We start from the raw sequence: 24,957 nt of genomic DNA on the forward strand, positions 1-24,957 counted from the left end.
AATCGGATTGTAATTTCAGAATATTTATAATATATAGTATAATTACAAAAAAGCAACATTTATCAGATGGGGGAGTTAAGATGAAAGATTTACAGATATTAAGTCCAGGAAAAAGACTAAAAAAAGTGAGGAAGATGTTGAAGGTTAAACAGGATGAATTAGCAGGGGATATGTTTTGTAAAAATTACATTTCAATGTTTGAAAATGATAGAAGAAAGATAAATGCTATAAATGCCACGTATTTAGCTAATAAAGTAAATGAAATAGCTAAAGAAAAAAGAATTGATTTACAGGTATCAGCATCTTACTTTTTAAAAAGCTCAAAGGATATAGCACAGGATAAGTGTGAGAAATGGATAGAGCAAGTATCTAATAATTATAAGCTTAGCAATTATAAAATAAATCTTAACTTATATAAGACTATGTATTTGGCTGAAAAATTTGGATTAGAAGAATACATAGGGGATGCACTATATTTAAAAGGTATAAATTCGATAAATGCTCAAAGATATACATGTGCTATTCCTCAATTTTTAGAGGCTATAGTATATTTTTCTAAATATAATAAAAATAAAAAAATAACAGATACGTATAAAAACATAGCAATAGCATTTTATGAGCAGAAACAAATACATCAGGCTTTATCTGTTTTAAATTTAGCAGAGGGAACAGCACAGAAAATTGAAGAAGATTGCTATGATATCTTGAAAGATATAAGGTATTACAAAGGATTATGCTATTTTGCATTAGGAAACCTTGAAAAATCTAAAGCAATAATAGATGATGTAGAAGACAAGGATGAACAAGTGTTAGATTTGGAAAATAAAATAACAGATAGGATAGTATAAAAGGTGGCTACTTGCCACCTTTTTTTCAAAAAATTAAATTTGCTGTATATCCTGTTTTGCAGGGTAAGGGAAATAATGATATACCCACAAGGACTAAAGACTAAGGAGTCTGTAAAAAAGCTACTAACTAAAAGAACAGCTTTAGCTGTTTTTTTTATTATCAACTTTTGAGCCGTAACATTCTAGTACAGGTAAAACAAACATAAATCCTACACCAGGTTCATTAAAATAATCTAGTTCTTCATTTATTCTATCTATTACTTTTTTTAGCTTATCCTCTTCTCTTATTACACTAATTATCGTTTTATTATAGGGCTTGTCCCCTTCTATTAATCTTCTAAGTCCTGCAACAATAGGAACATCAACATTGTGCTCAAGAAGAACCTTTCCCATACCTCTACTGTCAAATGTAGTAGCTCCTACACCTGCTTCATAAAATATTTCCTTTATATCATCGAGTTTATAGATATCGTTAAGTATTAAGAACAATGCATACATTAAATTTTCCCCCCTCTAAGTAAAGTGAAATATTCCTTAGCTTTTATTATAGCATGTTTTGTTTTTTTAGAAAGTGTATTTATTAAATATTTTGAAAATTTAAGAATTGGTTTACATTCCTAGATTAGAACTTAAGGATGATGGATTATAGATTATGGTTAATTGATAATTGTGGTATTAAAGGACATGTATTATAATGGAAATAAAGTTAACTATTTTGGTATGATTAAAAGGTGGGACGAAGGTATGGAGTTTATTGAGGTATCATCAATAGTGATAATAGTATTAGGATGTATAATGGTGTTAGGGCAGATAATGATAACAATAGCTACACAGGCAAGAATAGAATGGAAACTTATTAGACTTGTAGTAGCTGTGTTTATGGGATTGTCTGTTTGGGCAGTTTATAGATTTTTAAATAGATATCCCGATATAAACGTATATGATATATTAATATTAGTTTTCAATGTGGGATTATTTTTAGTAGGACATGCTGCTACGAAAAAAGTTAAGTGACAGGGAGACGTTTCGTTTGTCAGGTAAATATGAACAAATTACAATGGATATAAGCAAAGTATCGAAGGTATAAATGAATTGAAAGAAAAGGTGGATAAATTAAACGATAAAGTTGGAATCAAGAGATAAAATTACAAGTATTAAAGTCAGTGAAATAATTTAAAGGTCAAGCTTTTATATTTTTATAAAGCTTGACCTTATTTTTATAACACATATTTATGCTTTTTTGAAACTTTATTATATACATTAATAAAAATATACCTTAGAAACGGATACTAATATTTACAAAATAGGAAACTAGAACTATGCATACAAATACATGATACTATTTACATATATAAACAACAACGGTATAATGAAAACAAATAAAGTGAAAATAGACATGACAATAATCACTTTTAGCATAATATAAAAATTTGCAATATATGAAATGTAGCAAAAATACATATTTAATGGTGAAAATTTTAATAATTATTATATTTATTCTACTGAAAGGGGGTGAAAACATGGTATATGCGAGGCCACCAAACAGAAAAAAACTACACAATCAAACAAATGCCGTCAAGCATGTTTGATAGACTTATTTAACTTATTAGAATCGACACTTAATAATTATGCATAAAACTAAATATATGGATGTCAAAAGCACTATAAGCTTTTGATACTACAAAAATTACAGGGAGGAATTTTGATGAAAAAAATATTAACAATAGGTTTAACATTGTTGATTTGTATTTCAACGTTTGGACAAGCTAGTTTTGCAACTTCAGATACAAGAACAGATGATATACCACAATTAAATGGTACCATAAGATCAGATGTATGGATTCAAACTATTGCAGATCCAGATGGAACTGGAGAATTTCAAGTTACTGCGGATTATGATAGTTCTACCTATCCAAGTCCATCTTGGATAAAAACAGAATGGGATTTTTATGTTATAGGTATATCTGCTTCAATTGACTTTAAACCTGGTTCTGGTTCAATTGAGGGTTCTGGTTATACATCAACTAGTGGTGGATACTGGAAAAATTCTAATGGAGCTTCAATGGCTTGGTATAGAGGAAGAGTTGGAGCTAATGGGTTAACTATATATGTTGGTTGTGAAAACACAGCATCAGGTTATGCTGCAGGGGTACCATTCTCAACTACTGCAAGAGTATAGTATAAACTGTAAATATTAAAATAAGTAAAATTCTCTAATTTTATTAGAGAATTTTACTTATATTTATTAATAAAATTATGGGAGTAGAAAAATTATGAAAAAGATACTTATAATAATATTAATATGTTTGCTAATATTCTTATTTATAAATATATCAGAGCAAAATACATATTCTAAATTAGATAGTATAGCTTTAGAGAACAAAAAAGATATTGAGAACTATTTTTTTAATTTTTTAACTAAAAACAGTTTAGAGATGATGGAGTATAGTGACTCACCATCATTAAAAAATACATTAATCAATTGGAGGATAATGAATGATTTTGGCTTGACAAATCCCAAAGACATTAATCACGATATAGTAAAAAACATGGTAACAGAAAAAATGAAAGATTTTAAAGATAAATCAGATGATATGTCATTATATAAGAAGTATGATTATCTTTATTCTTATAAAATTTGTTTAGATGAACTTGGAATAGAAAATAATGATTTAATAACGTATTCAATAGGAAATATCAACAAGGATGTTGATTTAATTTTAAGTTATATTTATAATAGTCCTAAAAAATTAGTAATGTACTTAGACATATTAAATAAAATTGTATCAATATACGAAAATGATAATATTAAAGCAAATATTAAGGAAAAGATCTATGATATAGAAAATATTGATTATGAAAAATATTCTAAACCAGAACGATTAATGATTACATTTAATTTATTAGAATTATTCAACAAAATAGGTATCGAAAAAGAAGGTCTAAGAGCAGAAGGGAAGAAAGAACTTCTAAATCTAATTGAATCGTATAAGATTAATGGAAATATAGATATAAATAATATAGTCATATTAAATAAAGGTTTGAAAGTATTTCCAGAAGAGTTACAGGAAAATGAAAAATTAAAAGAAATTGTTGAAGAAATGAAGACTATGTTATTAAGTAAAAATGATTTCCAAGTATTTGTCAAAACTCAGGTTTATGAATTAGTTGCTAATCTAGGTTTATGTGATGATGCTTTAAAAGAATGGGCAATGAATATGCCTAAAAGCACTGAAAATATATATCCTAAACCAGTTAGCTTGATTCCAACTTTTAGAAACTTATATTTGTTTATTAGGATTGCTGAATTAAATAATATGGATGTTACTGGGATAGAAAATAATATAGAAAATTATCTCAAAACAATAGTTAATACATATAAAACAAGAATAGTAAATAAGCAAGAATTATATTATGTATTTAAACTACAAGAATATATGAATAACAAGCAAATAGAAGAAATACTAGTAGATAGTATTAATAAACATATAAGTAATATAGATGAAATCAAAATTACCGAGCAAAACCTGTTTGAAAACTACATGTTTTTCTACACTTTATCTAAAAGGAAATATAAAGATGAATTAAAGGATAAGTTTGATGATTACTTTAATAATGGTGCTTTGAAATTTAGGGGAACAAAAGAAGAGGTATTTTTGGAAATGATAAAATTAGATATTGAATCGTATTATTACAAGAAGAATGTAGAGAAACGGATTAAAAAGCTAGATAATATGGTATCTAATTATAATGGAGATCTTGAATTAATGTTATTAGAGATGTATCTTAAAATTCATAAAAATTTAGGTTTAAAGATTTCCAATGAAATGAAGATTTCTATAGACAAAAAATTAAGTAAGTATAGGGTTAAAAATGGCTATTTTCAGAATCCTCAATTTAAATCTGTTAGTATATCATCAACACATAGAGGTCTAGAGATTGAAAGACTTTTACTAAAATTAGATAGGAGTGGACATAATGACTAATACTATTATTAAATTGAAGAATGTATCAAAAAGGTATGGAAATAAAAAAGTATTAGATAATGTAAGTTTAAAGCTTAACGCAGGCGAATTAGTAATAATAAAGGGTAACTCTGGAGCAGGAAAAACAACATTATTAAATATACTAGCCTTTTTAGAAACAAAGGATACTGGTGAATTCCTATGGAAAGGTCAAAAAACCGAAAATTTGAATACAAAACAAAAGAAAAATATTAGAAGAACAGAAATGGGATTTATTTTTCAGGATTTTAATCTATTTGAAAATCTGACAGTTGAAGAAAATTTAGAAGTTTTTTTATCCCTAACAACAGAAATGAAAAAAGATGAAATACAAAAGAAAATAAAGGAATATTTAAAGAAATTTCAAATGGAGGATAGAAAAAAGACACATACTAGATTTTTATCAGGGGGAGAAAGACAAAGAGTTGCTATAATGAGAGCCTTTCTAATTAACTCATCTATTGTTTTTGCTGATGAGCCTTCAGCCAATATAGATGATGAAAACAAAAGAATAATAAGTGATTATTTAATAGAATTAAAGGAAGCTGGTAAATCCATAGTAATTGTGTCACATGATGATTACTACGATAAACTTGCAGATAAAATATATGTTTTGAAAAACGGAAACTTAAGTGAGACATATTGGGGGTAAGAACATGAAAATAGTTTTATTATTTTTCAGAAGAAACTTCAAAAAATTCACAGGCATAATGTTTTCAATGATATCGTTCCTTTTAGTTATGAATCTTATATTGGGGATAGTATTATCTGTAAAAGAACATTTTAAGAATGATTTAGTAGATAATAGTGATTTATATTTTATAGAAGTATTTAATGAAGATTCACCTATGGATATACCTCCTGAATTAAGGAAGGAAGTTAATTCCTTTGATGGAGTAGAATCATCCTTTTTTGACTTTTCACATCCAGTAAAGATTACTGATAGCCAAAAAAATAATCTTGATATGACGAATATACTTGGAGTTGAGATAAAAGCATTAAAATATTTCAATATTGAGGATACTAATGTTAAAGATGATTTTATTTTTATAAATAAAAAACTTTCTAATAATGAAAAGTTTAAGGGACTAAAAAAAGGAGATAAAGTTTATATTAGAGACTATAAATATGTAGAAAAAGATGGTGAGATGAATGGAGTTGAATATCTAACGGAAAGAACCTTTTATGGTTTTTTTGAGTTTAATGAAAACCACATATTCAGAAACAATATATCTTTAATTAACTATAATACAGCTGAAAAAATTGCAAGAGGCATGACAAAAACAGGAAAACCATATTTTAGTAGGTTTATAGTTATTGTACCTGAAGTAGATAAACTAAAACATGTAGCAAATATGATTGAAAGCAAAAACAACAATTTAACAGCAAGATATACATTAGAATCAACAGGTAATCTACCAGGATTTGCAGTAATAATTGTAGCTGTAAGTGTATTAATAATAGGAATTTTGTTTTTAATTAGTATTTTTAATGTTTCATCTAATATAAGCCAAATACTCAACTTAAGGAAAAGAGATTTTGTATTGTTTAATATATTTGGGATAGAGGATAAAAAAGTGGAAGGAATGTTTATGATTGAACTTGCAATACACGGGATATTGACATTTACTATTAGCACCACAATTACAGGAGTTTTATTTTATTTACTTAAGAGATTTTTAGAATTCGATATATTTTCACAGTACATACACTTATACATATTAGTTAATTTTGTTTTAGCTGTTGGTATGCTAGTTTTAATTGGAATTATAAAACTTAATACAACATTTAAATCTAATAATAGTATGAAATTTTACAAAGAGGTGTTAAAACAATGACAAAAGTCTTAAGGTTGATTACACTTTTATTGATATGTTTAGTGATTATAAGTGGGTGTAACATTAGTACAAAAGTTGACCTCCATATTGATAAAAAAAACAATAAAAACAATGAGAGGTTAGATATAACTGAGAATTCAATTTTTTATGTAGAGCCTTATGACGGATATATTAAATATACATATTATGACAGGACTAATTCAATAGTTGAAAAAATAAATATTGGATATGAAGACATAAAAAAAGAAGATCTTTTGACTTTAAGTAGTAGTGGAAATTATATATTGACTCAGAAAAATATGGGGAAAGGTATAGATAAACTTATATCACTAGATAATTTAAAGAGTTATATACTTAAATCTAGTGGTTATCAAATAATAGCTGAAGATAATGAAAGTATTCTATTACAGCGATTCAATCATAATAAAAAACAATGGACATTAGAGATATTTAACAAATTTAATGCTACAATAAGCGAAAGTGTTTTTTATAAAGATATAAATGAAACAGGTTCAGAAATGAACGAAGGTGTAAGTTTAGGAAATAATCAGTTTATATTTCTTTTTAGGGAAGCAGATGGCACTTATCTTGCCTATGTCAACGATAAGAATGTAATATATGAGAAAATAAGTGATGATATTATGAGGGATATAAAAATATTAGCAAATGAAGAAAACAAAGCAGTAATATATAAAGGTTATAGGGAAAATGGTTTGAAAAGTTTTAGTGAGCCTAAAATACTTTTTGTAACTTATAATATTAAAAAAAACCAATTAAAAGCAAGTATAGATAAGATAGTTAACATAAAAGATAAAAACAATGAGCTTAACGGTAGTGATTGTCTTGAGGCTGTACTAAATAAAGATGGTAGTTATTCAATGCTATTTAAGTATAAAGGAAATGGTACTATCAAAGTATTTAAAATAAATCCTTTTGGTGATTTGATAGAGAAAGATTCTATGAATAACTTTAACATAAAAGTAGCTAATGTCGTTAATAATGGCTTTTATTGCTTTGATGGTAAAGAGTTAGTTTTTCTAAGTAAGTAATTTAGCATTTTTACCTTTTTGTATTGTCAATAACTATAAAACATACTATCTGTTCTTTAGACCTAGCATTAAGCATTTAGTATCTAAAAGTAGCTTTAGCTGCTTTTAGGATATTGAAAAACCCACGATGAATGATAGTGGTTTTTTCAATAAACATATGTGATTTACTAATATTAGTTTTCAATGTGGGATTATTTTTAGTTGGACATGCTGCTACGAAAAAAGTTAAGTGACAGGAGGACGTTTCGTTTGTCAGGTAAATATGAACAAATTATAAACTCTAACCTTAAGTCAGAGGTTAGAGTTTTTTTAATGCCATAATCCCAGCCCCTATTCTTTGACAAATCTACATAGTGGACTTTTTCAAATAATGATATAATTATATAGAATGGTTTAATTTCGTAAAATAAAGGTGATATTTATGGATGAGAAGATTTTATCTTACTTAAAGACATTAAAAAGGCGAAAAACTGTGACTTTAGGAGAATTAGAAAAGCTGTTTTCAGGGGATAAAGAATACGAAGACTTTGCTAAAGAGATAAATAAGCTTGTACAGATGGATATACTCAAAGAAGTAAAGAAACATGGAACCAATCATAAAATAATTCCTTTAGCTAATACCTATCGCTTAAATAAATATGCTTTAAAAAAAGTATTTATTGACGAAATTCAAAATATGCAGCTAAAAATTAGTCCACACATCAATCTCACCGTCTATTTATCCTTAACTGAAAAACAATGGGAAAAAGATTTACCATATATAGAAAAGATAGATGCATATTTAAAGGAAAAGGGATTACCCAAAAGTACAGCTACATCACAAGAACGATCATATTATCTTGTAGGTGATGAAAAATGGATAGATGAAGGTGGAGGTAAAAAGTTATTAGAGAGGTTAGAGCTTTGGGATAAATTAAAAATAAACAATGTGCCAGACCCTCTTATGTTAGCAGTAAACCCACAAAATTTTTCATACTCAGTACATAGACATTTAATAGTTGAAAACAAAGCAACTTACTATGGATTATTAGAAGAACTAAAAAATACTCAATTCACATCTTTAATCTATGGAGCTGGCTGGAAAATAGTATCAGGTATTGAGGCACTGGAAAAACAGCTGGGATTAGAGGATAGTGAGCATATTTTATACTATTTTGGTGATTTAGACTTTGAAGGAATATCTATTTGGTATGCATTAAGCAATAAAAAGCTAGTAAAGCTTGCTATAGAATTTTATACATCTCTTTTACAAAAGGATTATTCAAAGGGGAAAGAAAATCAAGCTAAAAATAAAGAAGCTTTAAATGACTTTTTAGCTTTCTTTGATAAAGAAGACCAAGAAAAAATTAAAGACGTCTTACAAAATGGAGGATATTACCCCCAAGAAGGATTAAATAAAGAAGAATTACGGGAAATATGGAGGAAAATCCTATGATAATAGACACTAAAGCTTTAACTGAAAACTATAGGGAGAGAGTACAGAGATTAGCTTTATTTGACCCCTTGTTTGATCTAAAGAGAAAGAAAACAAGAGACAATAGTGGTAATATTATTGATTATCATAGTCTTGGACTTTTAGCCCTGCTTTTCTTTTTTGAAAATATGTTAATGAGGAATAAAAAGACAGGGGTAAAGGAGTTAGCAGAATTTTTTTATGAAATTAATCAAGGCGAAATAGATTTAGACTTAGAAGGCTTTGAAAAGGCTGCAAGAACAATCATTGAAACCTTTAGACCTCCAGGAGGTAAACGTAACTTTAGAAAGTTTTATAATTGGGAGACTAGAAAAGAAGAAATTGTACAGTATTCAATATTGAAAGCAGAAAAATCAGATATAAAAAACAATACCCAGTATTATACATTGGATGAGCAAGGATTAGAGCTTGTATTTGCAACAAAGGAATACTTTAGTGAATTTCAGCTTTCAATAAATCAGTTGGTACTAAGGAAGCAGTTAGAAAAGGGTGAATTTGTTAGTGCTCTTCGTCAAATAGATGAAATGGCAATAGATGTACAAAATCTTAAGGATAGAATAATAAAAATAAAGCATGAAATACAACGGAATATAATATCCGATGATACATATGAAAGATACAAGAAAATTATAGAAGATGTAAATCTACGCTTAAATCGTGAAAATGAAGAATTTAATGAATTAAGGGCTTTTGTAAGGGATACAAAGGAGAGACTTGAATATGAAGCAAATGAAGAAAAGGATAGAAAAGCCTATCAACTAATTTTAGACATTGATAAAGAGCTAGGAATAGTACATCATCAGCATAACAAGTTGCTTCAGGAAAGTATTATCTTAAAGACAAGTGCATTACAGGCAGCTCAAGAATCTCTATATTATGTAGGAATAGATTCCTTTAACTTTGACCAAGAAATAACAAGTCGACTAATATCTTCACCATTACCCGTTGAAGCATCTCGTAGATTAATCGAACCATTCTTATTTATGGAAAGGTTTGAAACATGGTCTCCTTTAACGGTATTTGCTTCTCAAAGAATTGAATCGGAAACAAAAGAACAAAATTCTTATGAATTTTTAGAAGTAAGTGATGAAAGTTCAATAGATGAACATTGGGATATATTAAAGAAAAACTTTAGAACAGTAATGGAAATGATTTTAGCTATTTTAGGTGATAGAAAGGAAATAACTCTTAAAGAGATAGTTGAATATATAAAAGAAAGTGAAGAATACAGACCGCTATTAAATTACCGTTTTTTCTACGATTTTTGGATTATATTACATCAGTATTCTCCATTAGTTATAGATAAGACTGAGAAAGAGGGAAGGGACATATTTGTCGAAGTAAAGAATCTTCTAAAGGGTAAATTCAAAATAATAACAGCAACAGAAGTAGAAGGCATAATAGAAGGAAGCCACCGATTTAGTATAGGAAATATAAAACTAGAGTTGGAGGAAAAGAACAATGATGTATAATCATGAAGAAGTCATAAAAGCATTTAATTTGTATACAAAATTATCTGTTAATGGCTACGGTGAAAAAGATGAGTTGAGATTATATTTAGCAGATGATGAGATAAGGGGACTTGTGGACCAATTTGCAAAGGAAGTAGACTGTACCATTATTACAGCAGGAGATTATATATATCTTATACCGATCTCTATGGATTCAATTTTTCATGTATCTAATGATACTATAAAACGAAAATACCTACCATCTAAAGCAGTAAATTTAGACATATACATGATGTATGTGGCTATTATAGTCCTTTTTGGAGAATTTTATGATAGCTATCAAACTATTGAAGCAACAAGGGATTTTATATCCTTAGAGAATTGGCTTCTAAGTATAAATGAAAGGGTACTTGCATTAAAGGAATATGATAAAGAAGAATTAAAGGAATTAGAGAAGGATTATGAATACAATTGGATTTCAATAGTAGAAAAATGGGATGCAATGGATGATCTTAAAGAGAATGTAAAGACCCAAGATGCAAGAACTAATAGTAGACTAAGCTTTTTAAACACTGTAAAGAAATTTTTAGAAGAACAAGGGTTAATTAACGATATAGGAAATGATGAAATAGAACTGACTGAAAAAGCTAAGACGATTATACAACGGTATTATATGGAATTAGAATACAATAGAGGGATATTGGAATTTATGTATCAGTTGGATAAAAGAGAGGAGGAAGACAAAGATGCCAGCCATATCTAAAATACGATTTACAAATGTGATATATGAAGGAGGACAAAAAAGATATAATGACGATATATTTTATTTTGATGGACATAATGGAGCAATATTACTAGAAAATGGTGGAGGAAAAACGGTATTTATTCAAACGGCTATACAAGCTATACTTCCACATTCTGATTTAGCAGAAAGAAAAATAAAAGAAACATTATCCCTTGAAGGTAATGCAGCTCATATAGCTATAGAATGGATAATTAATGAAAGACCTAGAAGGTATTTAGTTACGGCAGTTACTCTTTTTATTAATAAAGGTAAATTGAATTCTTATAAGTATTTATACGAATACGAAGGAAATGATGACCACTCTTTAGAAAACATTCCTTTTACTAAAAGAACTAAAGACGGAAAAGCTCGTCCATCTAGTAAAGAGGAAATATATGAATATTATCAATACATGAAGCAAAACCATATGAATGCAAAACTATTCGAAACAATAAAGAGCTATCATAAATATTTAGAAGAAAATTATAAAATAATATCTTCTGAATGGAAAAATATAGTGCTTATAAATAGTGCAGAAGGTGGAGTTGAGGATTTTTTTGATGGATGTAAGACAACAGGTCAACTTGTAGATAACTTACTAATTCCAACTGTTGAAGAAGCATTAGCAGGCAAAGGGACAAAGGATTTTGTAGAGACTTTTGAAAAACAAAGGGAGAGATTTAAAAAACATAAGCAATTAAGAGAGAGAATTGAACAAAGTAGAATTATTGAAAAAGAAATAGATGATTATGTTTTAACTTATTCTAATTTGCATGAAGCTGAAGAAGATTTTTCAAAAAAGAAGGAAGAAGCTAAAGCATTATTCAACTATGCAATAGCAGAAAAAAACAAAATAGAGCATAAAATAAAAGAAAATGAATTAGCTAAAAACGAAACAGAAGAAAAGATAGAAGAATTAAATAGAAAAAAAGCATCCTATGCTCTTGCGTTATTAAAAGAAGAACTAATAGATTTTGAAACAAGGTACAAAAAAGTCAAGGAAAGCTATAATCATATAAAAGGAATATATGAAGAAAAACAAAAAAGAAAATTAAATCTAGAGGTAGCAAGACTTAAAAAGAAAATAAAAGAGAGTCAAGATAAAATAGAATTTTATCAAAAACAGCTTGAAGAACTAGATAAAGACAATGACATTTTAGATATTCAACAAAGACTCGAAACTAATTCTTCAGAATTAAAAGGAATATTTGAAGAACAAGAAGACGAATTACAAAAACAAAACAGATATATAAAAGGACAAATAGATAGGTTAAAAGAAGAGCTTAAATATAGCGAGAAAGAATTAAAAAAATATCAGGATTTAAGAGAAAAGTTAAACAATGAAAAGATAACCTTTGATGCAATAATAACCGAAACAAAAGAGAGAATGGATAATATATGTAGACGGGTTTTAGATAATTACAAATATGAAGACATAGAAGAAGAATATATGAAATGGAAAAAAAGAATAGAAGAACTTAGCAAAAACTTAAATAATATAACTATGGCTGTAAATGTATTGCAGGAGGAAAAAAACTTAAAAACAAGAGAATTACCCGTACTAAGAAATGAACTAAAGAGTTTATTAAGGAAAGAAAGTAAAACTAGTAGTATATTAGATAGAATATCAGAAAATCAAGAAGAATTATTATTAGAATTAAGAGAGTTTACATTAGATTGGGAGCGCTATGATTCTTTATATTTAAAGCAAAACTCTATTACTAATTTCTTTGAAGGTAGAATAGAGAAGTTAAGATTTGAAAAAGAGAAGCTATTAAATGAAGAACGCTATCCAATAGGTTTTATACAGAATATAAAGATAATGAATATTTTACAGCCGACCCACAACTGCAGAATTTAATAGAATCCTGGAAGAGTCAGTTTAACTTACTTGAAAGTGGAACTGAATTTTTCCAAAGGATATCTAATGTCCTTGATGTTTCTAAATCCAAACTGTATAATTCCTATCCATATTGGTCAATTACTGTAGTTACTTCTGAGGGTGAAGTAAATAAGCTCATAAAGAAAATACAGTCAAAGGTTGATACCTTAACTCATCCAGTGTTCATTATTACAGATTATGAAGGAAGAAATATAATTGAAAAGGATGAAGTGATAGAAGAAAGATATTTATATCCAACCTCATGGGAAAAGAACTTAGAGCAAGATAATTTCACTAATTGGAAGAAAATTGTAGGAGTAAAAGCAAAAGAATCCACAGAAAACCGAAAACAAAAAGAAAATGAAATTGAAAGGTATAATAGATTCTTACATGAATTAAAAAGATTTTATGATGAATATCCTTATGAGTATTATCAAGAACTACAAGAAACTTTGAAGGAATTAAAGAAAGGTATAAATAAACTAGAAACTAAAATCAAAGATAGGGAGATAAGGTTAAGTGAGATTGACAGGCAAATAAATGACTATCAAAGAAAGATAGAAGAATTTAAAGGTGAAGAAAACCTGTTAAATATCAAGATTCAAAAGTATTTTGAATATATTGAAGAAAAAGATAAAAAGCAAAGGACAGAGGAAGATAAATATAGAGTAGAAGAAAGAATTAAAGCTATTGATAATGATATTGATAAATATGATGTTGAAGTTAAACATATAAACGAGAAACTAGTAGATATAAACGAAGATCTTAGAGAAACAAATGAGTTAATTAACGATATAAAAACAAATCAACTTTATCAAGAGGTTAAAAAATTTCCAGCTAAACATACTGATAAAAGTAAAGAAGTTTTAAAGCAGGAGAGGCAATATCTTAAAGACATATTAAACGAAAAACAAAGTGGACGTAGCGAAATAGAAAATGAGCTTAAACATTATGAACAAATAAAAGCTGATTTGGAAATAGAACTGAATAAAACCTATAGACAAGCTGAATATGATATAGATGAGAGATTTATCTTTCCTATTAATGGAGAAGATGAAATTGACAGATTGATTAATCAAATAAATGAATTAAAACCTAAAATAGATGAAATAAAGAAAGAATTTGAAAAACGAACAAAAGAATATAATGATAAGTTTAAAGAATATGAAATAAGAGAAAAAGATTTTTATGAACAATATAATGATATATATACGTTTAAAAAATCTCTATCTTTAGTGAAGGAAGAACTAGATAGGGAAGAAACTGAACTACAAAAGGAAAACACATATATTAGTACACTAATAGATAGATGTAAAAAGGAACTAAAAGATATAGACAATTCAATTAATGAATTAGAAAGATACAATATGAGATATAGTTTCCTTATAGATGAAGTGACAGTAAAATCTTTATCTCCAGAAATAATACAGGACTATCCTTATAAACGTAAAGAAATAGTAAAAAATCTGATAGAAAAATTAGAAGAATTATATATCAATGTAGATAAACTAAATGAAATAGTAGAGAAACGCAAGAATAAGTTTATAATTTTTTGTGAAGATAATATAAAGGATATCAAGCTTAAGAAAATGGCAGTAAAGGGAGTTGAAAATAAGAATAAATATAATGAAATATTAAACTGGAAGACAAAACTAAAAGATAGAATATCAAGAACTATAAAAATTGCAGAAGATGATATGAGACAACATGATGAGGAACTTCAGCATTTTATAAACCATTTACACACTTATTTAAGTAATTTAGCTGAAGAACTTCGTATGATACCTAAGAAAACAAAGGTTAAAATTGATGGTAGATGGAAGGAAATATATATATTTGATGTGCCAAGTTGGGATGAACAAGAGGGTAAAGAAGAGTTAAGAAAGCATATTGATTGGATGGTATCTCAATTAGAAGGGGATACATATAAAGATGAGAATGGAAAAGAAGATTATGCACTTATTAAGAAAAACATTGAAAAATGGCTACAATCTAAGCAACTTTTAAAAAATGTAATGAAGAGTAATGAGATAAAGGTTAAATGTAGAAAGGTTACAAACGATGGTAAAGTAAATAGTGCTCCACATTCATGGGAAAGGTCAAATAAATGGTCAGGTGGAGAAAAATGGAGTAAGAATATGGCTCTATTTTTAGGTATATTAAATTATTTAGCAGAAAAAAGACAACATATATCTGTAAATAAAAAACGAAATCGAACAGTTATCATGGATAATCCATTTGGTAAGGCTTCAAGTGACCATGTTTTAGACCCTGTATTTTTTATAGCTGAACAATTAGGATTTCAAATAATAGCACTTACTGCCCATGCTGAAGGAAAGTTTATAAGAAATTATTTTCCAGTTGTATATAGTTGCAAATTAAGACCTTCGGTAAATAACGAGAGTTTGATTATAACTAAAGAAAAGGAAATACGATATACATTCTTTAAGGATAATGACCCTCAATCATTAGAAAGACTTGGAGAACAAGAGCAACTTAGTTTATTTGAAACCTAAATCTTAATTGTTATTTATAAGCTTTTGATATAAAATAAAAGAATAGGTATAAGGTACGGATCTTAGAAGAAGATTAAGGTGTTCCAATTTTAAAACAGGGAGGTCCTATTGTGGAAGAAAAAGTATTTGACCTATTAGAGAAATTATATATACAAATGCAGCAAATTGAATCAAAGATGGCAACAAAGGACGATATAAAGAGATTAGAAAACAATATGATGAGAATGGAAAATGAATTGAAAAACGACGTCAAAGCACTTTACGATGGATATAAGCAAAGTATCGAAGGTATAAATGAATTAAAAGAAAAAGTAGATAAATTAAATGATAAAGTGGAGAACCAAGAGATAAAACTACAAGTATTAAAGACGGCGAAATAATTTAAAGGTCAAGCTAGAGAAATATAAAAGCTTGACCTTGTTTTTATACAGATAATAATTCTGATATAATAAAGATATAAAATGAATTTGATTTAAATTACTAGTATCAATTAATTAGCTGGTTAGTAGATAATATATTATTAACTACCGATAAGGGTAAGGACGTGGACCATAACCATAGCCAGGGCCAGGCCCATATCCTGGACCGGGACTGAATCTGGGACTATTTCTAAATCTATAATAAGGACAATATCTTCGATAAGGACAATATGGGTAAGGGCATCTGAAATTTTGGTCACGATAATAGTCATCGTTATAATTTCTATCCATCAAGATTCACCCCTTTTTTGTGTGGTACAAAGTATGCAAGGGGTGAAAAAAGTGTTACATATCAGTTTGCTTTTTCAGCTTGTCCACTACAAATTCAACTTTCTCTGATGCTCCTAATTGTATTTCGGAAAGTTGTTTAAGGTTATCAATTTCTGAATTAATTTTCCTTAACTCGTTAGATAGTTTTACTAAAATATTATTAATTTCTTTAGCAAAATTTTCGCTACTGCCTGCAAGCTTTTGAATCTCATTAGCAACTACAGAAAAACCTTTTCCATACTTTCCTGCTCTTGCCGCTTCAATATTAGCGTTTCGTCCTAGAATTTTAGTTTGTTGAGCTATTTTATTTACATAGTTTATGATTTTGTCACTTTTATCTATGTATTTATTTGAAGTTTCGGTAGTACTTATTAGATTATTAGTAACATCGTGTATTCTTTCTACAGAGTCAGATATTTCTTTTATTTGGTCTTGTACAACAGTTGAAGTTTCATTAATAATATCCATTTGTTTATTAAGTTTTTCAAGTGTTTCTATATCCCTTTCAACTAAGGTCATAATTAAAAAAGCACCAGTGGAGTCGATAATCTTACAGTCAGAACTAAATTTTTCGTAAACTTCATTTGCTACTGCTTCTATTCCTGTAGCTTCTATTATTACATCTAAGTTGCTTGCATTTATATCATCTACAGATTTAGAGTAGTTAATTCCAAGTTCCTTAGCTAATGAAATTCCAGGTGCATTTAGATTAGTGTCAACTATTATATCTACATTTACTTCGTCAACTCTAGATAAGGATTTTAAGATATTAGTGCCACCGTTTCCCGCTCCTACAATTGCTATATTCACCTCTATCACTCCTTTATACTACTACATTTTATACTACATATAATATCATAAAAAATATAAAGTGCAAATATTTTTTCTAATATCTTTTTCTTAAAGTAACATAGTTAATTAGAGTATTGATAAAGGTTTCATAAGTTACATTTTTTTTAAAAGCAAAATGATTATAGGCCAAATCTCTCATAACTTGCTCGATAGCTTCATCTAAATCAATATCTGAAATTTTTAAGTCACTATTTCTAATGTCTAATTCTTCTTGTACTAAGTTTTTTAGTAACGAATTTATCATAAATTTCCACTCCCTTATACTATAAAAACATTCATTAACATTATACCAAAAAAATCTACACATTGTATACAAATTCAGTTGAATTTTAGGGAATTTAAACAAAAAATAACAAAATTAAAATTTTGTAACAACAAGATGTTGGTAAATAATTACAACAGCAAACAAAAAACATTAAGGTTTATAACAGATATAATTAAATATATAGCACTTTTAGGTCACTAGAGGAAAGAGGTGATAAAATGAACTTTGGAGCTAGGTTAAAGAAATTAAGAAAAGAGCGAAACTTACGTCAAGAGGATTTAGCTAAAACTTTTAAAATTAGTAGGCAGACAATAAGTAATTATGAAAGTAGTTCTAGGTTTCCAAACGATGAGGAGTTCCTTAGAAAATTAGCAAGTTATTTTAACGTATCATTAGATTATTTATTAGGAGCTTCTAATATAAGATTAGGATATGGAAATTATAATACAAAAGAATTAAAAGAGACCAAGTCAAATTATTCATATAAAAACCAAGCAATCAAAAAATTATTTACAGAGATTGATGAATTATCAGCATCAACAATTGAAAAAATAGCAGAAGCTATAAAGCTTTTTAAAGACTAAAATTCCTCCTATATCATAAACTTTTATAAAAAAGGATTTTAATAAAGAAAAATAGAATATTATATATAACGATGTCAGAAAAATCAAAAAAACAAAGCGACTTTGTAGCCTTTAGGAAGGGGGAGTTGTATTGAAAATTAAGTTTTTAGGAGCATCACAAGTAGTAACTGGTTCAAATTACTTAATTACTACAGACAAATATAAGATACTAATAGACTGTGGGTTGTTCCAAGGAAGTAAAGAGCTTGAAAGGCTTAATTTTGAAGATTTTCAGTTTGTTCCTGAAGAAATAGATTTTCTATTTTTAAGTCACGCACATATAGACCATAGTGGTAGGATACCCAAGCTGGTTAAAGAGGGATTCAATGGAAAGATAGTATGTACAAAAGCTACCAAGGATTTATGTGACATAATGCTAGTAGATAGTGGTCATATACAGGAAACTGATGCAAAGTGGGAAAATAATAAAAGAAAAAGGGCAGGGAAACCATTAATTGAGCCTCTTTATACAGCAGAAGATGCAGTTAAGAGTCTAAATTACTTTACTACAGCCTTATATGGACAGAAAATAGATATCAATGAAGATATTACTGTTAGGTTTAGAGATGCCGGACATATACTAGGTTCATCAATAATTGAGTTATGGATAACAGAAAAAGGTAAAGAGATAAAGATAGTATTTTCTGGGGATTTAGGTATGAAAGATAGACCTATAATAAGGGACCCAGAGATTATTGAGGATGCTGATTATCTTATCATTGAATCTACTTATGGTGATAGACTCCATGAAGATGTAGAAGTGAGAGCAGAAAAATTAGTGGACATAATCAATAAAACTGTATCACGTGGAGGAACAGTAGTAATACCATCTTTTGCAGTAGGTAGGACACAAGAGTTAATATATGAACTTAACAAGTATTATGAATATAACAATAATATAGAAGAATTTATGAGAATTCCAATTTATATAGATAGTCCAATGGCAGTATCAGCAACAGATACCTTTAGAAAAAACTCTGATTGCTTTGATGAAGAAGCTAAAAAGCTAATATTAGGTGGAGATAATCCCTTTGAATTTACTAATCTTCATTATATAAGAAGTCAGGAGGAGTCAATTAAGTTAAATAAATCTATATATCCAAAGGTGATTATTTCAGCCAGTGGTATGTGTACTGCAGGTAGAGTTAGACATCATTTAAAATATAATTTATGGAAAGGAAGAAATAGTGTTATCTTTGTTGGTTATCAAGCAGAGGGTACATTGGGTAGATTATTAAAGGATGGAGTAAAAAGGGTAAAACTACTAGGAGAGCAGGTAATTGTTGAAGCAGAAATTCATAGTATAGAAGGATTTTCAGCACATGCAGATAGAGATGGACTAGTAGATTGGTTAAAGGGATTTAAAAAGCTTCCAAGCAAAGTATTTGTAGTACATGGTGAAAAAGAAGCATCACATTCCTTTGCAGAGACTATATCTGAAAAGTTTAAAGTTGAAACAATAGTACCTAATATAGGTGATGTATTTGAGCTATCTTGTGAATTTAGTAAATGCTATTCTGGTGAAGTTATGGTACCACTAAAACAGAAGGAAAGTATTAAGAAAGAACTACAACAGGTTTATGATGAATTTGAAAGTATAGTATCAAGAACCAACAAGCTTTTAGATACAGAGTTTTTGAAAAGTGATTATGACAATTTGAAAAATAGTCTTATAGAGCTTCATCAAAAGCTTATGGATATAAACATACTATTAGGTGAATAGTGAATAACACCCCTTTAAAAAGTTTACAATACTAAAAAGGGGTGTTTTTTATGTTGTATATAGGGGTTATACTAATAGCTATGGGGTTATATACCATAGTTAAGGATGTTATTAATATAGAGGTGTTTATAAAGGAAAGAGAAATCAAGAAAAGAAAAAAATTTAAGACAGATGGATTTTATGAGTTTAAGTTAGCTGTAGGATTATTCGCTATAGTTGTTGGAGTTTTTTCTTTGATTAACTATTTTTATATTTAATGATGGTCTAGAAGGACGTTATAAAAACGTATATAGTAGTGCTAGAGTATGCGTAACAAGAGAAGTTAAAGAAAATGGATAATCAAACCTAGAAAATATTAAGTGGTGTGGGCGTCCCTCAATAACGATAAGTTTCGTCCCTGTTGTCGAGGGATGCCCACGTCCCTCAAGATTAGATGAATTGCCTAACTAAAACCAACAGCTAAAAGCTAGTATCTAGTACCCAGTACCTAAAGTAGCTTGGCTGCTTTGTGAGAAGGTGTATAAATGAAAAGAAGAAAATTTATATTGATACTTTTACTATTACCACTTATATTCAGTATTCATACGCCTAGAGCCTTTGCCTATGACGGAATAACAGAAACTATAATTATGGTAACGGACAGATTAGATAACCAACTAATAGACAAAATTGTAAATAATAAAGATACATCTTTAGGTATTATGAGTACAAAAACTGATGGTATATATAAAAATAATAGTAAAGAAAGTTTATTTATGACAATAGCATTGGGAAAAAGGGTAAGCGTTAAATCGGGATTGTATAAAGGACTTATAAAGGAAGATGGTAAATTACGTATAAAAGGATATAATAATATACTTAATCAGTTGGAAGATAAGTATGTAGATTTTTCCCGGGAAATACCCCGTTTTGGTGAGTATTTTAAAAAACGTTATATTGCTGTAGGTTGTATAGGTGGCGGGACCGGTTCTTTGTTAGCTGCAGATAAAAATGGTTATATTGAGTATGGGGAACCAACAATAAAATATGATAGTAAGTGGTTAATAGACAAAACTAAAGAGCTTTTGGAATATACCGATATTTTAGTTGTTACATATAAGACAAATGAAAATAATGAAAGAATTTCAATATTACAGAGTTATATTGCTCAACTAAAAAATTATAATGTAATAATTTTCCCTGAAGCTATAAAAGGAGACATAAACTTAAAATGGAATAATACACTTGTTCCTTTTGTATATAAAACTCCTAACAAAACGAATGGAATTATAACAAGTGAAAGTACAAGAAGAAGAGGAGTTATAACTAATCTAGATATTTTTCCAACTGTAGCCAATTTATATAAACAAGATACAAATCAATTTATAGGAAAAAGTATTAAAATATTGCCTAGTACAAATCCAAAACAAGAAACTGTTAATTTATTCAAAGAATTTCTTAATCTAAATATTATTAAATATCTTTCCCATGGAATTGTTGTAATAGTTCAGCTATATATTATTATTAATTATTTTAATAGACGTATAAAAAAAGACGATGTTTTTACTTTTTTAATTAGTAGTATAGTTATAGGAATATTTTTGTCCTTCGTGATAGGTATATTTAAGTTTCATAGAAATATTCTGTTATATTATATAGTACTTATTCTACTATCTACAGGAATATCAATACTATTAAAGGATTATGAGTACTATTGTATATTTTTCTTTTCATTACTCACTAATATTTTTATACTTGTTAGTAATTTTTTTAAAAGAGAGATTTTGTACGATTCATATATAGGATATAACAATATTGTTGCAGGGGGTAGATTTTATGGGCTTAACAATGAAATAATGGGTGTTTTAATAGCGACATCTATCATTAGTTTTTTCTTTATAAAAGGTTTGATAAAATTTAAAACACTTGAACTTACATTTTTATTTTTTTATTTCCCTATAGTTATAATTTCTTTATCTAGTAGATTTGGAGCTAATATTGGTGGATATTTAACGGCAGTAGCAGTATTTTTAATGATGATATATATTACTTTATTTGATAAGGCTATGAATAAGAGAAGTATTGTAATTTTGCTATTGATAGGAATAGTTATTTTTATTGCTAATATATTTATAGATTTAAATAGTTTAGAAAAAAGTCATTTAGGCGATTTAGTTATAAGAACAGAAATTTTAGGAATAAATGAATTGATTAGATTTGTAACTAATAAGCTCAAGCAGCTTATATTTATGATAATAGTTCCCCCTTGGAGTATAATTCTTGTTTCACAATTTTATTTTATAATTAGAGTTTATAATAGGAATAAAATAATTATTGAAAGATTGAAAGAAAAGTATCCTGATATGGTAAGAGCATCCTTTGTAATATTTATAGGCTCTATAATTACATTGTTTGTTAATGATACTGGGGTTATAGCCTTTGCTTATATGAATACATATCTAATAAGTATTATAATAGGTTTGCATAATATAGAAAAAAAGGACTTGTTTTAAAGCGAGTTCTTTTCTTTTTATTAAATTTTTTTAACATATTTGCTCATTCATTGACACATATATGCATATGAAATATAATCTTCGTAAGTCGAATGTATCGTGTCACGATATATTCGACTTACGAAGTAAAGGGGTGATTAGTATGGATTCAAGGCAAAAATCACAGCAGATAATAGAGCACATTAAACAGATAAATAGACTTGTACATACGAAGCACCATGAAGTAGCAAAAGAGCATAATTTGACCCTTGACCAGTTTCATTTATTAGTACATTTACCAAAACGAGAAGAACCACCTACGATAAGTGAAATAGCAGATAGAGCAAGTAAAGCTCATAATACTATATCGGAAAAGGTAACAAGACTTGAGGAAAAGGGATTAGTAAAAAGAGTAAGGGACGAAAAAGACAGAAGAATAAGTAGAGTGGTAATTACAGAAAAAGGGCAAAAATTATTAGACACTATTAAGCGTCAAGCAGGATATGAATTTGTGTATAATGCATTAGAAAAAATAGACAATGAAATAGTAGATAATCTCTTAGGGGGATTAAAAGAGCTTAGTGAGCAATTAAATAAAGGATAGGGGGTATATTAAAATGATTAAAAAGTTTATATCTTATTACAGACCACATATGAAACTCTTTATACTAGATATGTTTTGTGCTTTAATGATAGCAGTTTTAGACCTAATTTTTCCTATTGCTTCAAGAAAGGTAATTAATGAAATTATACCTGAAGGAAATATAAGATTACTTTATATTATTACAGCAGTGTTAGTAGTGTTATATATAATGAGAGCTATATTCAATTACATAGTAGATTATTGGGGACACGTTGTTGGTACTAGGATGGAGCATGATATGAGAAGGGACTTATTCGCTCACCTTCAAACTTTAGATATAAGCTACTTTGATAATATGAAAACTGGGAAATTAATGTCGAGAATAGTTAATGACCTTAGAGAAATATCAGAACTTGCACACCACGGACCAGAGGACTTATTTTTATCTATAATTATGCTTGCGGGTTCATTTGTAATTCTTATGACAGTTGAGTGGAGACTTACTTTAATTGTTTTTGCATTTGTTCCTATAATGCTTATATTTGCTATTTATAAAAGAAAGAAAATGATGAAGGCCTTTAGAGAGGTACGAAAGAAGATAGCAAATATAAATGCACAGCTTGAAAACAGTATATCAGGTATTAGAGTTGCTAAGTCATTTACAAATGAAGAATATGAAATGGATAAATTCAGTGTAGGAAATAGAGAGTTTAAAGAGTCTAGGGAGTTTGCATTTAAATCTATGGCTGAATTCTTTACAGGTATTCACTTTTTATCTAATATACTTAACGTGGTAGTTATAAGCGTTGGAGGGCTTTTTGTCTATAAAGGTATTATACAGCTAGGAGATTTGTTTGCTTATGTATTATATGTAAACTTCTTTATGATGCCTATTAGACGTCTAACACAATTTACTCAGCAATTTCAAAATGGTATGACTGGTTTTGAAAGATTTATAGAGATATTGAACATAAAACCTAGAATAGTTGACAAGGAAGATTCAGTAGAATTAGAAGATGTAGACGGAAGGATAGATATAAAAAATGTTACTTTCAGTTATAACGAGAAAAAGTCAGTTTTATCTAATATAAACTTAACAGTAGAAGCAGGTAAGACTTTAGCTTTAGTTGGGCCATCTGGTGGAGGAAAGACTACATTATGTCATTTAATTCCTAGATTTTACGAAGTAGATACGGGTGAAATAAAGATTGATGACATTAATATAAAAGATATAAAAATAAAATCTTTAAGGAGCAATATAGGGTTAGTACAACAGGATGTATTTCTATTTACAGGAACTATAAAGGAAAATATATTATATGGTAGACCAGATGCAACGGATGAAGAAGTAATAGAAGCGGCTAAAAATGCTAGCATACATGATTTTATCATGACACTACCAAATGGATATGATACTTATATAGGAGAGAGAGGAGTTAAACTGTCTGGAGGACAGAAACAAAGGATATCCATAGCAAGAGTATTCCTTAAAAATCCACCTATATTAATATTAGATGAAGCTACTTCAGCACTTGATAATGAAACAGAGATTATTATACAGGAAGCCCTTGAAAGATTATCTGAAGGAAGAACTACTTTAGTTATTGCTCATAGACTTTCTACTATTAAAAATGCAGATGAAATAGTTGTTCTTACAGATAAAGGTATACAAGAAAAAGGTAAACATGAAGAGTTACTCGAAAGTAATGGATTATATGCTAAACTTTATAAAGCACAGTTTAAAGGCTTTATTCCTGATGAAGTAGCTTAGCAGAAGGGGTCAGATAAGGGGTCAGGCCTGAATAAGTGAATAACTTTAAAGTTATTCACTTATTCAGGCCTGAC

General features: G+C 28.4%; 22 protein-coding genes. 19 read left to right on the forward strand and 3 right to left on the reverse strand.

Translation table 11 applies throughout. The features are described 5' to 3' along the window. Positions 1-80: 80 nt before the first annotated feature. Positions 81-848, forward strand: coding sequence for a helix-turn-helix domain-containing protein (locus L21TH_RS08580; protein ID WP_006314169.1), 768 nt, complete (start codon positions 81-83; stop codon positions 846-848). A 141-nt stretch (positions 849-989) separates the two neighbouring features. On the opposite strand, the gene L21TH_RS08585 is transcribed toward L21TH_RS08580, so the two are convergent. Beyond that, positions 990-1,346 carry a P-II family nitrogen regulator gene (locus L21TH_RS08585; RefSeq protein WP_006314170.1) on the reverse strand — a complete coding sequence of 119 codons (357 nt, stop codon included), beginning with the start codon at positions 1,344-1,346 and terminating at the stop codon, positions 990-992. A gap of 246 nt (positions 1,347-1,592) precedes the next feature. On the opposite strand from L21TH_RS08585, the gene L21TH_RS08590 reads away from it, so the two are divergent. The 12 genes from L21TH_RS08590 to L21TH_RS08645 all read left to right on the forward strand — a co-directional run bounded on the left by L21TH_RS08590 (position 1,593) and on the right by L21TH_RS08645 (position 16,226). Beyond that, positions 1,593-1,862 carry a hypothetical protein gene (locus tag L21TH_RS08590; RefSeq protein WP_006314174.1) on the forward strand — a complete coding sequence of 90 codons (270 nt, stop codon included), beginning with the start codon at positions 1,593-1,595 and terminating at the stop codon, positions 1,860-1,862. A 691-nt stretch (positions 1,863-2,553) separates the two neighbouring features. Further along, a complete protein-coding gene (locus tag L21TH_RS08595) occupies positions 2,554-3,027 on the forward strand; it encodes a hypothetical protein (protein ID WP_006314175.1) in 474 nt (157 codons plus the stop codon). 94 nt (positions 3,028-3,121) lie between these two features. Beyond that, a complete protein-coding gene (locus L21TH_RS08600) occupies positions 3,122-4,834 on the forward strand; it encodes a hypothetical protein (protein WP_006314177.1) in 1,713 nt (570 codons plus the stop codon). Beyond that, positions 4,827-5,504: an ABC transporter ATP-binding protein gene (locus tag L21TH_RS08605; RefSeq protein ID WP_006314180.1), complete on the forward strand. Its 678-nt coding sequence runs from the start codon at positions 4,827-4,829 to the stop codon at positions 5,502-5,504. Before L21TH_RS08600 ends, L21TH_RS08605 begins: the two co-directional genes overlap by 8 nt. Before the next feature lie 4 nt (positions 5,505-5,508). Continuing rightward, the gene (locus tag L21TH_RS08610) at positions 5,509-6,690 is read left to right on the forward strand and encodes an FtsX-like permease family protein (RefSeq protein WP_006314181.1); all 1,182 of its coding nucleotides are present in this window, start codon (positions 5,509-5,511) and stop codon (positions 6,688-6,690) included. Then, complete coding sequence (locus L21TH_RS08615) at positions 6,687-7,739, forward strand: hypothetical protein (RefSeq protein ID WP_006314182.1); 1,053 nt, start codon at positions 6,687-6,689, stop codon at positions 7,737-7,739. The genes L21TH_RS08610 and L21TH_RS08615 overlap by 4 nt, the downstream gene beginning before the upstream one ends. Before the next feature lie 421 nt (positions 7,740-8,160). Further along, positions 8,161-9,174: a Wadjet anti-phage system protein JetD domain-containing protein gene (locus L21TH_RS08620; RefSeq protein ID WP_006314183.1), complete on the forward strand. Its 1,014-nt coding sequence runs from the start codon at positions 8,161-8,163 to the stop codon at positions 9,172-9,174. Then, a complete protein-coding gene (locus L21TH_RS08625; protein ID WP_006314184.1) occupies positions 9,171-10,685 on the forward strand; it encodes a hypothetical protein in 1,515 nt (504 codons plus the stop codon). The genes L21TH_RS08620 and L21TH_RS08625 overlap by 4 nt, the downstream gene beginning before the upstream one ends. Next, on the forward strand, positions 10,675-11,427 hold the full coding sequence (locus L21TH_RS08630; RefSeq protein ID WP_006314193.1) for a DUF6063 family protein: 753 nt from the start codon (positions 10,675-10,677) through the stop codon (positions 11,425-11,427). Before L21TH_RS08625 ends, L21TH_RS08630 begins: the two co-directional genes overlap by 11 nt. Further along, positions 11,411-13,309, forward strand: a complete 1,899-nt coding sequence (locus tag L21TH_RS08635; protein ID WP_006314194.1) for a coiled-coil domain-containing protein — start codon at positions 11,411-11,413, stop codon at positions 13,307-13,309. Before L21TH_RS08630 ends, L21TH_RS08635 begins: the two co-directional genes overlap by 17 nt. A 200-nt stretch (positions 13,310-13,509) precedes the next feature. Then, a complete protein-coding gene (locus L21TH_RS14970; RefSeq protein ID WP_006314195.1) occupies positions 13,510-15,846 on the forward strand; it encodes a coiled-coil domain-containing protein in 2,337 nt (778 codons plus the stop codon). Between the two features lie 110 nt (positions 15,847-15,956). Next, on the forward strand, positions 15,957-16,226 hold the full coding sequence (locus L21TH_RS08645) for a hypothetical protein (protein ID WP_006314196.1): 270 nt from the start codon (positions 15,957-15,959) through the stop codon (positions 16,224-16,226). A gap of 384 nt (positions 16,227-16,610) precedes the next feature. Here L21TH_RS08645 and L21TH_RS08650 read toward each other — a convergent pair whose 3' ends face one another. Then, a complete protein-coding gene (locus tag L21TH_RS08650) occupies positions 16,611-17,405 on the reverse strand; it encodes a methyl-accepting chemotaxis protein (RefSeq protein ID WP_006314197.1) in 795 nt (264 codons plus the stop codon). Positions 17,406-17,481: 76 nt separating this feature from the next. Beyond that, on the reverse strand, positions 17,482-17,691 hold the full coding sequence (locus L21TH_RS08655; protein WP_006314198.1) for a hypothetical protein: 210 nt from the start codon (positions 17,689-17,691) through the stop codon (positions 17,482-17,484). Between the two features lie 239 nt (positions 17,692-17,930). On the opposite strand from L21TH_RS08655, the gene L21TH_RS08660 reads away from it, so the two are divergent. From L21TH_RS08660 to L21TH_RS08685, 6 genes are all read left to right on the forward strand, one after another. After that, positions 17,931-18,296, forward strand: coding sequence for a helix-turn-helix domain-containing protein (locus L21TH_RS08660; RefSeq protein WP_006314207.1), 366 nt, complete (start codon positions 17,931-17,933; stop codon positions 18,294-18,296). A gap of 130 nt (positions 18,297-18,426) precedes the next feature. Then, complete coding sequence (locus tag L21TH_RS08665) at positions 18,427-20,058, forward strand: MBL fold metallo-hydrolase RNA specificity domain-containing protein (RefSeq protein ID WP_006314208.1); 1,632 nt, start codon at positions 18,427-18,429, stop codon at positions 20,056-20,058. Between the two features lie 50 nt (positions 20,059-20,108). Continuing rightward, positions 20,109-20,315 carry a hypothetical protein gene (locus L21TH_RS08670; protein ID WP_006314210.1) on the forward strand — a complete coding sequence of 69 codons (207 nt, stop codon included), beginning with the start codon at positions 20,109-20,111 and terminating at the stop codon, positions 20,313-20,315. A 267-nt stretch (positions 20,316-20,582) separates the two neighbouring features. Next, the gene (locus L21TH_RS08675) at positions 20,583-22,550 is read left to right on the forward strand and encodes a hypothetical protein (protein WP_006314211.1); all 1,968 of its coding nucleotides are present in this window, start codon (positions 20,583-20,585) and stop codon (positions 22,548-22,550) included. Positions 22,551-22,692: 142 nt separating this feature from the next. Then, positions 22,693-23,133 carry a MarR family winged helix-turn-helix transcriptional regulator gene (locus L21TH_RS08680; RefSeq protein WP_006314212.1) on the forward strand — a complete coding sequence of 147 codons (441 nt, stop codon included), beginning with the start codon at positions 22,693-22,695 and terminating at the stop codon, positions 23,131-23,133. A gap of 13 nt (positions 23,134-23,146) precedes the next feature. Then, the gene (locus L21TH_RS08685; protein ID WP_006314213.1) at positions 23,147-24,883 is read left to right on the forward strand and encodes an ABC transporter ATP-binding protein; all 1,737 of its coding nucleotides are present in this window, start codon (positions 23,147-23,149) and stop codon (positions 24,881-24,883) included. Positions 24,884-24,957: the final 74 nt, after the last annotated feature.

It is taken from the genome of Caldisalinibacter kiritimatiensis, assembly GCF_000387765.1.
Classification (GTDB): Bacteria; Bacillota; Clostridia; order Tissierellales; family Caldisalinibacteraceae; genus Caldisalinibacter; species Caldisalinibacter kiritimatiensis.

What these genes read in the sequence shown, in the direction of transcription:
- L21TH_RS08580 (WP_006314169.1), top strand. Translation starts at nt 81, where the DNA reads ATGAAAGATTTACAGATATTAAGTCCAGGAAAAAGACTAAAAAAAGTG.
- L21TH_RS08585 (WP_006314170.1), bottom strand. Translation starts at nt 1,346, where the DNA reads ATGTATGCATTGTTCTTAATACTTAACGATATCTATAAACTCGATGAT.
- L21TH_RS08590 (WP_006314174.1), top strand. Translation starts at nt 1,593, where the DNA reads ATGGAGTTTATTGAGGTATCATCAATAGTGATAATAGTATTAGGATGT.
- L21TH_RS08595 (WP_006314175.1), top strand. Translation starts at nt 2,554, where the DNA reads ATGAAAAAAATATTAACAATAGGTTTAACATTGTTGATTTGTATTTCA.
- L21TH_RS08600 (WP_006314177.1), top strand. Translation starts at nt 3,122, where the DNA reads ATGAAAAAGATACTTATAATAATATTAATATGTTTGCTAATATTCTTA.
- L21TH_RS08605 (WP_006314180.1), top strand. Translation starts at nt 4,827, where the DNA reads ATGACTAATACTATTATTAAATTGAAGAATGTATCAAAAAGGTATGGA.
- L21TH_RS08610 (WP_006314181.1), top strand. Translation starts at nt 5,509, where the DNA reads ATGAAAATAGTTTTATTATTTTTCAGAAGAAACTTCAAAAAATTCACA.
- L21TH_RS08615 (WP_006314182.1), top strand. Translation starts at nt 6,687, where the DNA reads ATGACAAAAGTCTTAAGGTTGATTACACTTTTATTGATATGTTTAGTG.
- L21TH_RS08620 (WP_006314183.1), top strand. Translation starts at nt 8,161, where the DNA reads ATGGATGAGAAGATTTTATCTTACTTAAAGACATTAAAAAGGCGAAAA.
- L21TH_RS08625 (WP_006314184.1), top strand. Translation starts at nt 9,171, where the DNA reads ATGATAATAGACACTAAAGCTTTAACTGAAAACTATAGGGAGAGAGTA.
- L21TH_RS08630 (WP_006314193.1), top strand. Translation starts at nt 10,675, where the DNA reads ATGATGTATAATCATGAAGAAGTCATAAAAGCATTTAATTTGTATACA.
- L21TH_RS08635 (WP_006314194.1), top strand. Translation starts at nt 11,411, where the DNA reads ATGCCAGCCATATCTAAAATACGATTTACAAATGTGATATATGAAGGA.
- L21TH_RS08655 (WP_006314198.1), bottom strand. Translation starts at nt 17,691, where the DNA reads ATGATAAATTCGTTACTAAAAAACTTAGTACAAGAAGAATTAGACATT.
- L21TH_RS08660 (WP_006314207.1), top strand. Translation starts at nt 17,931, where the DNA reads ATGAACTTTGGAGCTAGGTTAAAGAAATTAAGAAAAGAGCGAAACTTA.
- L21TH_RS08670 (WP_006314210.1), top strand. Translation starts at nt 20,109, where the DNA reads ATGTTGTATATAGGGGTTATACTAATAGCTATGGGGTTATATACCATA.
- L21TH_RS08675 (WP_006314211.1), top strand. Translation starts at nt 20,583, where the DNA reads ATGAAAAGAAGAAAATTTATATTGATACTTTTACTATTACCACTTATA.
- L21TH_RS08680 (WP_006314212.1), top strand. Translation starts at nt 22,693, where the DNA reads ATGGATTCAAGGCAAAAATCACAGCAGATAATAGAGCACATTAAACAG.
- L21TH_RS08685 (WP_006314213.1), top strand. Translation starts at nt 23,147, where the DNA reads ATGATTAAAAAGTTTATATCTTATTACAGACCACATATGAAACTCTTT.